This is a genomic window from Desulfobacca acetoxidans DSM 11109 (assembly GCF_000195295.1).
GTDB classification, from domain to species: Bacteria; Desulfobacterota; Desulfobaccia; order Desulfobaccales; family Desulfobaccaceae; genus Desulfobacca; species Desulfobacca acetoxidans.
The window spans coordinates 2,866,016-2,879,550 of the sequence record NC_015388.1; the positions used below are offsets into that span (position 1 = coordinate 2,866,016).

Annotated in this window: 13 protein-coding genes; 3 read left to right on the forward strand and 10 right to left on the reverse strand. The window is 52.4% G+C overall.

Annotated features, from left to right (window positions below):
• Positions 1–76: 76 nt before the first annotated feature.
• Positions 77–1,405: a replication-associated recombination protein A gene (locus DESAC_RS12895; RefSeq protein ID WP_237671358.1), complete on the forward strand. Its 1,329-nt coding sequence runs from the start codon at positions 77–79 to the stop codon at positions 1,403–1,405.
• A gap of 79 nt (positions 1,406–1,484) precedes the next feature.
• On the opposite strand, the gene DESAC_RS12900 is transcribed toward DESAC_RS12895, so the two are convergent.
• The 5 genes from DESAC_RS12900 to DESAC_RS12920 form a co-directional block, all read right to left on the reverse strand.
• Positions 1,485–2,135, reverse strand: coding sequence for a zinc metalloprotease (locus tag DESAC_RS12900; RefSeq protein ID WP_013707516.1), 651 nt, complete (start codon positions 2,133–2,135; stop codon positions 1,485–1,487).
• 96 nt (positions 2,136–2,231) lie between these two features.
• Positions 2,232–3,527, reverse strand: coding sequence for an L-lactate MFS transporter (locus DESAC_RS12905; protein WP_013707517.1), 1,296 nt, complete (start codon positions 3,525–3,527; stop codon positions 2,232–2,234).
• Between the two features lie 719 nt (positions 3,528–4,246).
• A complete protein-coding gene (gene hemL, locus DESAC_RS12910) occupies positions 4,247–5,533 on the reverse strand; it encodes a glutamate-1-semialdehyde 2,1-aminomutase (protein ID WP_041283977.1) in 1,287 nt (428 codons plus the stop codon).
• 176 nt (positions 5,534–5,709) lie between these two features.
• Positions 5,710–6,189 carry a siroheme decarboxylase subunit beta gene (gene ahbB / locus DESAC_RS12915; protein WP_013707520.1) on the reverse strand — a complete coding sequence of 160 codons (480 nt, stop codon included), beginning with the start codon at positions 6,187–6,189 and terminating at the stop codon, positions 5,710–5,712.
• A complete protein-coding gene (locus DESAC_RS12920) occupies positions 6,182–6,547 on the reverse strand; it encodes a winged helix-turn-helix domain-containing protein (protein ID WP_013707521.1) in 366 nt (121 codons plus the stop codon). Before DESAC_RS12920 ends, ahbB begins: the two co-directional genes overlap by 8 nt.
• Positions 6,548–6,741: 194 nt before the next feature.
• Between DESAC_RS12920 and DESAC_RS12925 the strand changes: the two genes are divergently transcribed.
• Positions 6,742–7,386, forward strand: a complete 645-nt coding sequence (locus DESAC_RS12925; RefSeq protein WP_013707522.1) for a lytic transglycosylase domain-containing protein — start codon at positions 6,742–6,744, stop codon at positions 7,384–7,386.
• Between the two features lie 125 nt (positions 7,387–7,511).
• On the opposite strand, the gene DESAC_RS12930 is transcribed toward DESAC_RS12925, so the two are convergent.
• The 5 genes from DESAC_RS12930 to pyrR form a co-directional block, all read right to left on the reverse strand.
• Complete coding sequence (locus tag DESAC_RS12930) at positions 7,512–7,754, reverse strand: hypothetical protein (RefSeq protein ID WP_013707523.1); 243 nt, start codon at positions 7,752–7,754, stop codon at positions 7,512–7,514.
• A gap of 212 nt (positions 7,755–7,966) precedes the next feature.
• Positions 7,967–9,769, reverse strand: coding sequence for a hypothetical protein (locus DESAC_RS12935; protein ID WP_013707524.1), 1,803 nt, complete (start codon positions 9,767–9,769; stop codon positions 7,967–7,969).
• Positions 9,770–9,773: 4 nt separating this feature from the next.
• A complete protein-coding gene (locus DESAC_RS12940; RefSeq protein WP_013707525.1) occupies positions 9,774–10,172 on the reverse strand; it encodes a secondary thiamine-phosphate synthase enzyme YjbQ in 399 nt (132 codons plus the stop codon).
• A 16-nt stretch (positions 10,173–10,188) separates the two neighbouring features.
• Positions 10,189–11,418: a hypothetical protein gene (locus DESAC_RS12945; RefSeq protein ID WP_013707526.1), complete on the reverse strand. Its 1,230-nt coding sequence runs from the start codon at positions 11,416–11,418 to the stop codon at positions 10,189–10,191.
• Between the two features lie 5 nt (positions 11,419–11,423).
• Entirely contained in the window at positions 11,424–11,981 is a 558-nt protein-coding gene (gene pyrR, locus DESAC_RS12950; protein WP_013707527.1) for a bifunctional pyr operon transcriptional regulator/uracil phosphoribosyltransferase PyrR, read from the reverse strand.
• A gap of 230 nt (positions 11,982–12,211) precedes the next feature.
• Between pyrR and DESAC_RS12955 the strand changes: the two genes are divergently transcribed.
• The gene (locus DESAC_RS12955; RefSeq protein ID WP_013707528.1) at positions 12,212–13,399 is read left to right on the forward strand and encodes a glycosyltransferase family 4 protein; all 1,188 of its coding nucleotides are present in this window, start codon (positions 12,212–12,214) and stop codon (positions 13,397–13,399) included.
• The last annotated feature ends 136 nt before the right edge of the window (positions 13,400–13,535 follow it).

A 13,535-nucleotide genomic window follows, 5' to 3' on the forward strand; every position in this document is an offset into this window, starting at 1 on the left:
TAATGTTGTTTTTATAGCAGATAATATATACTATGACAATAGGTTCTCATCAGCACTGCTTTATCTGGGTAACGCCTTGCAAAAATCCCTGTTTTCAAAGGCCATGGCATCGCCTCTGGATACCCGCCCCCTGGCGGCCCGCATGCGGCCCTCCTCTTTAGAGGAATTCGTCGGCCAGGAACAGATTATCGGTCCGGGTCGGCTGTTGCGTCGGGCCATCGAGGCCGACCGGCTCTTTTCCTCCCTTATCTTCTGGGGCCCGCCGGGGTGCGGCAAAACCACCTTGGCCCAGATTATCGCCGGCGTCACCCGTAGTCATTTCGTTAGCCTGAGCGCAGTGCTCAGCGGCGTGAAAGACATCCGGGAAGTTGTGGCCCAGGCGGAAAAGAAACGGCTCCAACAACAGCGGACCATCGTGCTGATAGACGAAATTCATCGATTTAACAAAGCCCAACAGGACGCTCTGTTGCCTCATGTGGAAGCGGGGACCCTGATCCTTATCGGTGCTACTACCGAAAATCCGTATTTTGAAGTAATCGCGCCGCTGTTATCCCGGGCACGGGTATTCGTCTTCCAACCGCTCACCGAGGAACAGATTCGCCTCTTATTGGATCGGGCTCTGCGGGACAGGCAACGGGGGTTGGGAACCTTTCCGGCGTCGCTGACTGATGATGCCTGGCGCTATCTGGCCAGGATGGCCGGAGGCGATGGACGCAATGCCCTCAACGCCCTGGAGCTGGCGGTTTTGAGCACTCCCCCGGATGCCGAGGGAAACATTGTCATACATTTGGAAGAAGCCCAAGAGTCCATGCAAGCCCGGGTTCTGTTATATGACCGGGATGGCGACGCCCATTATGACACCATTTCAGCTTTCATTAAAAGCGTCCGCGGCTCCGCGGTGGACGCTGCGCTTTACTGGTTGGCCTGCATGATTCAGGCCGGTGAAGATCCGAAATTCATCGCCCGTCGGCTGCTGATCCTGGCCTCCGAAGACATCGGCCTAGCCGACCCAGAGGCCCTGGTTCAGGCCGTCGCCGCCGCCCAGGCTCTCACCTGGGTAGGCCTGCCTGAAGCGCAGTATCATCTCGCCCAGGCTACCATCTATCTCTCTCTGGCACCCAAGAGCAATTCCACCAAGGCCTATTTCGCCGCCTTGGATAAAGTAAAAGAAGCTGGCATTGCCCCTGTTCCCCCTTATATAAAAGACCCCCATCGCGATGGCAAGGCTCAGGGACACGGCCAAGGCTACAAATACCCCCACAACTATCCGGGACACTATGTTGAACAGGCGTATCTGCCGGTGGAACTGTCGGCGGAAAACTTCTATGAGCCTGGAGAACAGGGGCGGGAAAAACAACTGGCTTCGGAGTGGCAAGCCCGGCGCGCCCGCAAAACGATCGACTGATACCAATTATCCGGCAAACGTAGATTTCCACTGCCCGCAGCGAATCCTGGGTTCGCCTTAAAACTATTCAGCACCCAGGCTACCCCGTGATAAATCCATAAACGGTTCTGACCAAGGGATTCAGATACCCCTCGAAAATGCCGGTTGGATACAGGCGTTCGAATACCAGAAAGGCCACAATCACCCAGGGGCCGATGAACTGCAGCTTTGTTTTCAACGGGGCAAGACGGTCGGATAAGAGGGCCACCAGGCAATTGCCAGCCGCCAGTGGGGGGATGGGGATGAGATTATACACGGCCACAGTGACGTTCACAGCCACAACCCCTAAAAAAATCTGAGGATGTAATTGCATTAAGGCCATGAGAATGCTAATCATGCTGGCCGCAATGCCGGCAGCCAACAGATTGGCCAGCGGCCCACTTAAGCGGGTGATAATGGTGTAGAGCTTAGGATGAGGAAAATTTTTCTCCTCAACGGAGATCTGTTTCGGCCAACCGAAACCTCCCAACAAGAACGCTGCGGTTCCCAAAATGTCCAGGTGCAGGAAGGCATTGAAATGAAAGCGGTCTTTCGGAGCTTCGCGGCGGTCTCCCAAAACGGTGGCTAGGTATGCCTGACCCTCGGCATTGAAAAGCACCGAAAATAACATTCCCAAGATAAAACCGATCAGGCTCTCAATCTGGATGTTATGAAAATCAAAAAGATAGGGAACTGACGCCGCGGAAGCCATAGAACTCGCCTTACCTCCTCACCTTCACCCAAGCAAAGAGAAGGTAGGGTGTACCCCCTACCTTCTCTCGATTTTTCGCCTTGGCTTCAGGCGGAGTTATCTTTCACTTTCCAGCAGAGGCCGTTTCGTGGCCCAACTGAGCAGGACCGTTATCACGAGAATAATCGCGGAAATGATATAAGCCCAGTTCAGACTGCCGGTGATGTCTTTAATCGTGCCAGCCAGTCTGGCCATAAAGAAGCCCAAACCCCAGCCGATGAACACCAGACCGTAGTTGAAACCCAGGTTTTTGGGTCCAAAGAAGTCGGCCGTGAACGACGGCATCAGGGCCAGACCGCCGCCGTACTGCCAGTAAGCAATACCCACGGCCAGGAAGAGCAGGAAGACGCTGCCTGAAACGGTAATCCAGGGCATCAGGAAGAGGCACAGGGCCGAGACCAGACAGTTAAGGGCGTAGGCATTGCCGCGGCCGATCTTGTCAGAATACATGCCGGTGCCTACCCGCCCGAGGGCGTTGACCGCACCACCGAAGGAGACCAGGATCCAGGCGTTGGCCACCAGGAAAGGCACGCCTTTAGCTGCTTCCGCCAGGATCTTGGCGGCATTGGCGATAATCATCAGACCGGACTGGGTGGTGCCGATGAACATAATGACCAAGGCATAGAATTGCCACGTCTTGACCATGTCGCCCGCACTCCAGTCGATGACGGTACCGGCGGCCTTCGGCGGCGCCGCGCCAGCTTTAACCACCTGAACCGGCGGCACGTAGCCTTGGGGCGGCCAGGCCAGGAGCAGGCCAGCGATGATAACCACCACGGCAAATAAGATCCCCAGGAAGACAAAGCTATAAGTGATACCGCCTTGTAACAGGTAAGCCGCTAGCGGGCCGATATAGAGGGCAGCGCCGCCGTAGCCGCCGACGACCAATCCGGCGATCAAGCCACGTTTGTGGGGGCCGAACCATTTCAAAGCCGCCGGGGTGGGCGCGGCATAGCCGATGCCCATGCCAATGCCGCCGAAGATGCCGAAACCGACGATTAAACCGGCATAGCTCTTGGACACACCCGCGATAATACACCCGATGGCCAGGAAGAGACCGCCAGTGATAGCGCCGACTTTGGGACCGAACTTATCTTGGATGCGGCCTCCTGGAATCATGAATAAGGCAAAAATAAGGACGCACAACGAGAAAGGCGTGGCCGCCTCGGCATTGGTCAGGTATACCCAACCCTCATTCACTCCGGTCATGGCCTGACCGGCCATTTTTTCATTAATCAGCGCCTTGGCCCACACACTCCAGGCATACAAGATACCCAAGCAGAGGTTCACCGCGGTGCCCGCAAAGGTGACTACCCATGCTTTTCCCGGAACTTTATCCACCGCACCTGTCATAATTCCCTCCTCATCGATAAAGATAGCTATAAGGACTCCTTAGTTCGATAAAGCAACCTCACACTCCTGCCAATAAACCTTTTTCACCTCCTCCTTTGAAAGTTAGAAAGACGCATCATCCGTCCTTATATTGCAATATTTTTGCCATATTTGATACTAAAAGCTAAACTGGAGACCCCGTAGAAGACTTTTAGGACTTGGTGGCATGGCGGGTAGTCTAACCCGGATTCGGCTAAGTAGGCAGTTAAACAAGAGGAGCTGGCGCCTGAAGACACCAGGAGAATTGGAGGAAAAATTAACTGAAAATCATTTTTTATTGCTAAATCGCCTCATAAGATTGTTCAAAATACGCCCCGGATTTGCCATGGCCCTATTGCTAAGACAAACCTCCCTGCTCCCCTTTGGTCTAAACATTCTAATATTTATTTCCAATAGTTAAGTGGAATATTAACCGCCGTCTTCAAAATACGGACAAAGAAGAAATCAGCGTAATTTATGAGAATTTTATTTTTAATCTTTAATTGACTCAAAAATTAATTTTTGATCACGGGTCGAAAATAAGACTAGGTTCGTCCAATATTAAGACGTCTATGGATTTTTCTTCAATTGATTTTTTGTTATCTTAAGTATCAATAAGAATCTCCAATTGATGGCATGGAAGATTTTTCCACTGTTCAGCCCAAAACCTGCCGAAAGGGCAAGATGTACCGATACAATGACTACTTACAATCTAAGAGAGCTTTTTCGCCAGCCGACAGAGCCTTTTGCAGGTCTTCCGGGGAATGTGCCAGTGACACAAACCAGGCCTCAAATTGGGACGGGGGCAGATAGACCCCCTGAGCTAACATTGCCTGAAAAAACTGCTGGAATCGTCCCGTGTCACTGGTCTGAGCCTCCACCAGATTATTAACCGGACAATCGGTAAAGAATATCGTGAACATGGACCCTTCCCGGTTGATGCGCAGGGGAAGCTTCATTAGATGAGCCAGGGCCGAAATCTGCTCTGTAAAATAGCAGCCTTTTTCCTCCAGATCTTCATAGGTCCCAGGTTCGGCAAGGATTTTTAAGGTTGCCAATCCGGCCGCCATGGCCAGCGGGTTGCCGGACAGAGTGCCGGCCTGGTAAACCGGCCCCACCGGCGCCATCTGTTCCATCAGGTCCCGCCGGCCACCATACGCCCCTACCGGCAGGCCGCCGCCGATAACTTTTCCCAGACAGGTAAGGTCAGGAGTGACCCCAAACTTTTTCTGGGCGCCGCCCCAGGCCACTCGAAACCCGGTAATCACCTCATCAAAGATAAGAACGATACTCCTCTGGTCACATAAGCGCCGCAGGCCCGGTAGGAAATCCGGCTGTGGGAGAACCACCCCCATATTACCGGCCACCGGTTCCACGATGAGGGCAGCGATATCCCCGGCATGGTGCTCCATTGCCTGCACTACAGCGTTCAGGTCATTGTAAGCTACCGAGATAGTAAGGGAGGCAATCTCCTCTGGTACGCCCGGGCTGCCGGGGATGCCCTGGGTGAGGACGCCGCTGCCCGCCTGTACCAGCAAGGTATCAGCGTGCCCGTGGTAGCCGCCGTCAAATTTGATGATTTTTTTCCGTCCAGTAGCCGCGCGCGCCAACCGCAGGGCGCTCATAGTCGCTTCCGTACCGGAATTAACCAGTCGGACCATCTCCAATCCCGAAACGGCATCGATCAATAAATCTGCCAGCTCTACTTCCGCCGGGGTGGGCGCGCCGTAGCTGGTACCGGCGGCAGCGGCCTTCTGTACCGCCTCCAAAACCTTGGGATGGGCATGGCCAACAATCATTGGGCCCCAGGATCCGACAAAATCGAGGTAAACGTTGCCATCAACATCAATAATGTGCGGCCCCTGCGCCCGGGCGATAAACCGCGGCGACATTCCCATAGCCCGCCAAGCCCGCACCGGGCTGTTGACCCCACCCGGCATCAGACGCCGGGCCTGCTGGAAAAGCTGTTCCGAATGTGTGATCATCATCATTCCTTCATCAGTCCTGAGTGCTGAGCAAAAAACATAATCCGGAGGGTGGAAAAGCGAAGTGCATCCCACCATTCCAAGTCTTAAAGGCTATATGCTGTGGCAAGATTGAATATTATACCGCAATAATGCGGCACATCGTGACGGTCAAACCCTTCTTCCCAAACCCCCGATACTCATCGTTCCCGGTTTTGAAAATACCGCATCGTGGTTTTTTTTAATTCAACGTCGCTAAAGAGAAGTTCATAATCGGCAATGCCGGTCTGGGCGGCTAGACGCCGGGCGATCGCTTCGCATTCTTCCTGTGTCCGCCCGTGAATCATGGTAAACATATTATAGGGCCAGGGGCCCGCTACCTGGCGCTCATAACAGTGGGTTACTTCGCGGCAGGCGGCCATCAGATGGCCTACCCGCTCCACCTCCGCCGCCGGAACGACCCAGGCGGCCATGGCATTTGCTTGAAAACCGGAGATGCGGTGCCTGATAGTGGCTCCGAAGCGTCGTATATAACCCTGCTCCATCAGATGCTGGATAACCGTTACCAGGATTTCTTCATCCAGTTCCAGTTCCGCCGCGATTTCTTGGAAAGGCCGCGAGCAGACCTCAAGATCCCGCTGGAGTCCGTGGACAACCTTTTTTTCCAATTCATTAAGCATGTTGGACTGATCGACGCAGGAGCCGTAAAAAACTTCCTTTGTGCTCCTCACAAAACACTGCCATGTCTTGTTCCAGGGACAAGAACTCTTCGATAAACAATCTGGCCAGCGGAGTCAGAATCAGCTTTTGCCCTCGCCCCTCTGCCGGTACCTTCTCCACCAGATGACGGCCCAACCGTTTTTCCGAGGATTTCAGCCGCCCCCAGGCCGCTCTATATGACATCCCCATCTTGCGGGCTGTCTCCGCCAAGGAGCCGTATTCCAGGATACCGCGTAAAAGTTCTACCCGGCCGCGGCCAAAAAGGACCTCCCCGTCCTGCTCCAACCAAACTTTATAGTGAATCTGTATATCCGACATGATGACAATTGCACCTCGGCAATAATCAAGAATAATCCGGCAATCTATAGCTGCGTCGTCAAGAGGCGCGGCAGGTTGAAAATATTATAACACGATCACCGATGGCGAAAAAGCTTGACCTCGAGTTGACAATCTGCTACATATTGGCAAGTAATCCTGGTAAGTTATAAGCACCGCGAGTATTGCCAGTCTACATGAGAATTGAGAAAGTGATGCCTTTGGGCAACCGGACCCTGATCCATACCTTTTCCCTGACCCTGGTGAGCATCCTGGCGTTGCTGTTCCTGCCCGAAGCCCTCCATGCCGAGAGGTTCATCCGGGTATGCAAAAAAGGGGTGATTTGTTATTATTTTTCCAACCGGCCAACGCCAACCAGCCATATTGCCACATATGCCGGACGTGGCAGGATTAAACTCTGTGCCTCGACTGCCGGTCGGCGGCGGTCGGCCAGGGAACTGGAACCCCTGATCGAGGCGGCCAGCCGCCGGCATAATCTGCCGCCAGCGCTGATCAAGGCCGTCATCCGGGTTGAATCGAACTTTAATCCTGCCGCCACTTCTCCCAAAGGCGCCCAAGGCCTGATGCAATTGATGCCGGGTACCGCCGAGCAATTACAGGTGAGCGATCCTTATGACGTTCAGGAAAACATCCACGGAGGAACTCGTTATCTCCGGATGTTATTGGAGAAATTCGGTTTTAAACTTCCTCTGGCCCTGGCTGCCTATAATGCCGGACCGCAAAGGGTAGAAAAGCGGCAGGATGTTCCCAACATCCCCGAGACCCAGGCCTTTGTCCGAGATGTCTGCCGTAATTACCTGCAGTATGATCGTCAGAATTAGTGTAGGGTTGATATTGAGTCATTAATTCTGCTGCTTCTGTTTTCCCCCCAGACCTCTGTTCGGGTCTGAGCCGGGTTTTTTGGCGGTGCGGTCTTGTTATCCCGGTTTATCGTCCCGGCTTCATGCTAGTCTGAAAAATAATCCATTTCGTCCGAATCATCCAGGATACTTTTATTGATGAATCGATAGAGACTACCGACCCATTCCAATTCGTTGGCCAACTCCGAATTGGCGAAAATCCACTCTCCGTGGCGGTCTTTGGCTATGATGACAATTTCTTCGATGTCATCCAAATCCTGATAGAACCTTTCCACAACTTCTTTTACAGACCTTTTGGCTTTTTCAAAAGGAATGATATTCTTTGTCATAACTCTCCCTAAGCAATCCTTATATCGTGGGCTGCCTATCTTTGCCGGACATACTATTTAATACTATCTGCCATGCTTGCAAAATCACCTACAAACCATGAAAATGGTTTATTGCTAGCGCAGGCTTTCGAGCCTGTGCCGAGGTTATTTCCCTGTACAAACAGGTATGAAGTATCCTTTAGAAATAGATTTTGTAGATGCCCCGTAGCCTGTTATTTAATCCGCTGACCGGAAATCTCCTGAGCCGCCGTCGGGTGAGAAGAAGACTCTCTCAGAAGGAGTCGGGCAAAAGTTCCTTCTTCTTCGGCTTTTTTTATCCGATGGCGATCATGCAAAAGATCTTCTCGCAAGACCTGCAGTCGCCGAAGCATTATCCATAAGGTGCGTTTATAGTGATGTTGGGGTGCCTCGGTCAACTGGGCGATATTTTTTAAACAGGGGTTAGAGCCGATGAGCATGAGGATGGTCAGACACTTATCGAACAGATCGTCATAGTAATGAAGTATTTCCTCATAATTGTCTTCAATAAACTCTATCGCCAGAGCCAGCATTTTGACCAGGGTCAGTCGATGATCGTACGGAGGACGCCGTAAGGCCAGTTTTTCCAGTTGTTGAATGTGATGTGATTGCTGCAAATAGGCGATCTTGGAGAGCACCTCGCGATGCAATTCAGGATATTTCTGAAAATACTGCTTGTTCTCCGGATTTAAAATATAGGTATGTAGGGTCTTCTTAAATTCTTCGAAGAACTCCCGGCTATAGGCCGTTAGGCGGCGCTGGTTTTTGCTCAGCCAGGCATACAAGAATTTCAGGCGGTCATCGTGATTTTTGGTAGAGTTGATTATACCTTCCTGTCGATAAGAAATCCCTCCGAGGTATTCGCCCCGAATGATATCGTTCAACGTCACCAGGAAGCTGCGCGTGTCTTTGATAATATTTAAAGAGGTTCGCTCCCCGCTAATGGGGTGAATAAGCTCCTGTCTGATGACCGACAGGGCACGGTCCTCCTGGACATTATTACGGCCATATTTATGCTGCATGTAGGTGACCTTGACAATCACCACCCGACGGTCGGCGTCTACGTAAAAGCCTTTTTCCCGCAGATTTTCATGGATATCCTGGCGATCCGAATGCACTCGCACTAAGGCGGTTTTTTCCACTACCGGATACCGCTTCTGTTCCATGCCGTTCAAGCTGGTAATCACCCGGTCTGAGGCGCCCAACACCTTTATAATATACTGTTCTTTCAGACGGCTTAATTTTCGGGCGAACAGGGCGCTGGAGGTGCGGCGCTCTGAAGAAATAGGGAAACCATAGAGCTCCATTAAAAATTGATAGACAAAGGTGCGATGTTTTTCATACGAGGCATGATCCTTGAGCTTGAATTTGCCGATACGCCGGCCGAAGGTCTTCAATTCGGCATCTAAATCGGAAGGAAAAGAGGCATAGCAACCTAAAAGGCGAAAAACGCCGGTTTGGTCGCGGGCAATAACATGGGCTCGATCCATATGCAGCAGAAAAGCTAATACCTCTTCATAAGAGGACAGGTCGGTAAGATCGTGCTGTAGAAACCTGGCCTTGAAATCAACCCGCAGCTCCTTGGTCAGATGCGGCAGAAATTTCTCGAGGCTATCCTTCTGCAATCGATCCCGGCTGCTCAGCCGGCGCGGCTTTACAGGTCCTTTATCCGCCGGAGCTTCGATCAGGCTGTGCAGGAGGTCAAACTGAAATACTTCCTGCTGGTACTCCAAAGGACGGTTGAGAACAATCATACTAAAGGAAGGCAGAAATTTATATTCGCAAAAATTAACTTCAAAAGAAGGCAGCAATTCCCGGCCGTCAATCAGGGGATATTCCCCATTATAAGGTTCCAATAGCCCCTTTTTGATATGAATATATTCCAAAAAATCTTTCAGGAGCTGACGATCCGTAATTTTTCTGCTTCCGGCCTGTACCTCCGCCAGGGAGATATTGTCGCCCAAACGCACTTCGGAGAAATAGGCAGGAAGACTCACGAGTTCAACCCTGGAGAAACTTGACTTTTACCTGCCGCCGGCGTGGACCGTCAAACTCACACAGAAAGATTCCCTGCCAGGTCCCCAGTACCAGGCGCCCCGACTCGATCAGGACTGCTGCCGTGGAACCGGTGAGCGTAGTCTTGATATGGGCCGGAGAATTGCCCTCGGCATGTCGGTACGGTTCATCCGCCCGTATGATCTTGTTCAACACCATCAAAATATCGGCTTTGACACTCGGATCGGCATTCTCATTAATCGTGATCCCGGCAGTGGTGTGTGGGGAATACAAAAAGCAGACGCCATCCATGGGGCCGTGCCTGGCAACCAGATCCCGTATCGCCGCAGTTATATCCAGCAGCTCGGTGGATGCGTTGGTTTTGACCTCCAAGGTGTAGGTCATGATTGTCTCCTTACCACTAAGCATCGGTAATAATTAAGCCTTGACGTTCCTGTGATTGTTGCGCCTGGCTCTCCTTGGCCGCATCATACATTTCTTTCAGCGGCCGCATCAACAGATTGGCAAGGAAAGGGTTTTTCTGTTCCAGGATAGTGCGTTCCCGCAACAGGTCCTCCCCGGCGGCTTGAGCCTGCCGGGCCAGATGCGGCCTGCCGGTATGGTCCAGATAATAGGCCATCTCCAACAGACGTTGACTCAACAGGCGAGTTTTCTCAAACGGGAAGAATTCTTGATGGGCTTCCTCCATGACCCTTGCCATCCGGGAGATGCGTTGCTCGGGAGAGAGGATGAGGGGACTCTCATCGATCGCAACGATCTTTTCCAGCCAGGGCGTCAATTCCTCGGAGCTAAAGTTCCAATTCCAGAAATCTTCCTCTTTTAACAACTCTCCTGCTTCTTTCAAGTACTGTGCAGCTTCGTCAACATCTAACTCGGGGAGAAGTTCTGTAAGGTCAGGTGCTTCCTCCAGGGGTAGCCGCTTCAATAACTGCGAACGCACCTTCTTGTAGGCGGCGCCTCCCTCCTCGGAAGCGTCCGGCTGGAGCTGGTAGGCATTCTCAATGAGTTTTAGGGCATAGGAAGCCGGAACCTCCACGAGTTCTCCCGGCATGTTTCTCCTGGTGTCCTCGAGGTATTTTTTAGCCCCTTTTTTGCTGATCTGAAGCAGGTAAGCATCTTTGAGGCCCTCACTATCGTTGCAGATCGCCAGGAAGAGATAAAAAGTCATTCTTTCCCAGGGCAATTGCAGAATAACCATACGGCTGCCATTGCCTTCAATGCGGCTGACATAACCACGCCCCGGTTCCGGGCTGACCGGCGGGAGTAGCATCGGCGCAGTCTCCGGCTTGAGCAACTCTGCCGGAATCTTTACCCCCTCGGTTTTTAAACGGTGATAGGCCTTTCTTAGAGCCTTCTTGAGAGATTTATTTGTGCTGCCCCCGAAATGCGCCTGTAAAACCTCCGGCAGGAGCGGGTGCGTCATTCGCGCCAGGGCCTCGAGCAGGGCCAGTTCAACCGGCGGCTCACCCACCGGATTGGCTGCCAATAATTCTATAATGTGGTGTCTGTCTGCCTGACTCAGGAGGGCCTCATGCACCTTAACTGCCACCGGACTTATGACTTCACGTATTTCAGCAGGCAGGCTGGCCAGAAACCTGGCCGCCGACCGTGGCAATAAATCTTCTCCCATGTATCTTACCCTTTATTTCTGGGGGCGGTTTCAATAACCACCTCATCAGTACGCCCCATTTCCGTCAGATAGACATTAACTCTCTGGCCGCCGACTAGCGCCAAGGTGCGGCCGACGAAGTCAGGACAAATGGGCAGTTCCCTTCCACCCCGGTCGACAAGGACCGCCAGCTCAATCCGCCGTGGTCGGCCAAAGTCCGTCAGGGCATCCATAGCGGCCCGCACGGTTCGACCGGTAAATAAGACATCATCGACCAACACCACATCGATATCGTCCAGAGAGAAGTCCAGTTCGGTCTTACCTACCTGAGGTTTGTGGCTGATGCGGGTCCAATCGTCCCGGTAGAGGGTAATATCCAGAATCCCCACCGGTACGGCTACCGAGGTGCGTATCTGAATCATCTCTCCCAACCGCTGAGCCAAAAAGGCCCCGCCGGTGCGAATACCCACCAATGCCAGAGAAGATAGATCAACATTTTTTTCCAATATGGCATCGGCAAGCAGGTTGAGCGTCCGGTGTACCTCTAACGTTGGCATGGCTACTATTTTCTGCACTTCTTCCATAAAAAATCCTATCAGAAAATAAGGCCCTTAAAGCGGGATATCCTCCATTACTAACGCAACGGCGCCCCACCGTGGCCACAGTATTGTCAAAAAATGGTTGGCAAGAGAAGAATTTTCTTTTAAAGTAACACGTTATCAACCTTCAGGCAATAGTTCTTTTTAGATGTGTAGGGCGAATCTCGTATTCGCCCTCAACTGCTCCAACACCGGCTTACACGGCGCGCCATATCATGGTTAAACAGATAACTCTGCTGCACATTGTCACAGTGCCGGAAACCTTTACTTTTTTTCGGGGTCAGATAGCCTTCATGAAAAAACGAGGGTTTCGTATCCATGGGGTTGCCTCTCCCGGGAAGGAGCTGTCTGCCGTCATTAAAAGAGAACAGATTCCCGTAACCCCCATTGTCATGCCCCGTCGAATAACACCTTGGGCGGATCTCAAGGCTTTGCTTCAGCTCTACAGATTGTGCCGACGCCTTCGCCCTGACATTGTTCACGCCCACACCCCCAAAGGAGGTCTTCTGGGAGTAATCGCCGCCCGGTTAGCCGGCGCCAGAGTCATTATGTATGGACTGCGAGGCCTCCCCTTTGTAACCGCCACCGGATTGAAAAGGCGATTGCTCTGCTGGACGGAGATGATTGCTTGTGGCTGGGCCCATCGCGTCGTGGCGGTGAGCCGCGCTATCCGACAGACCATTATTGAAACAGGCCTCTGTCCAGCCGATAAGATCGTGGTCCTGGCAAACGGCAGCAGCAATGGGGTAGATTCTCAGGTTCGTTTTAATCCGGGTCTATTGCCGCCCCATTGCCGGGAAACCCTCCGGCAGCAATATAACATCCCGTTAGATTCTCTCGTAGTTGGCTTCGTTGGACGGATTGTGCGGGATAAAGGAATAATTGAACTGGAGGCATCCTGGAGGGAATTGCGGCGGAGATTCCCCGAACTTTTGTTGCTCCTGGTCGGCGACTTGGAGACCCAGGATCCCATCCCTGCCGAAGTATGGCAACGCTTGCAAGCTGACCCCAAAGTCATCATCACCGGCTGGGTAAATGATCTGGCGCCTTTTTATGCCGCCATGGATATCATGGTTCTACCCACCTACCGGGAAGGGTTCCCAAACACCCCGTTGGAAGCCGCCGCCATGAGAATACCTGTCGTTACCACCTCGGTTGATGGCTGCCCCGAAGCCACCCTAAGCGAGATCACCGGGATTATCGTCCCCCCCAGGAATAGCCCGGCCCTGACTATGGCGATCGAAAGGCTTATCTTGAATCCAGACCTGGGCAAGCGGATGGGAGAGGCCGGGCGGGAATGGGTGGTACAACAGTTTCGGCCGGTTCTGGTCTGGCAGGCGCTATATGAGCAATATCTTGAGCTCTTGCAGGCCTCTTCCCCTGAATCCGCTCCATACCAATAATCTTTCACCATCCGGCAACTGCTTTTGGAGGTGAAAGAGTCTAATTGTCATTACCTGCAGGTCACCCGCCGACCATGAAAATCATCTTCTGGTAGCACAGGCCTTCCAGCCTGTGCAGAGGGTATTTTCCATCATG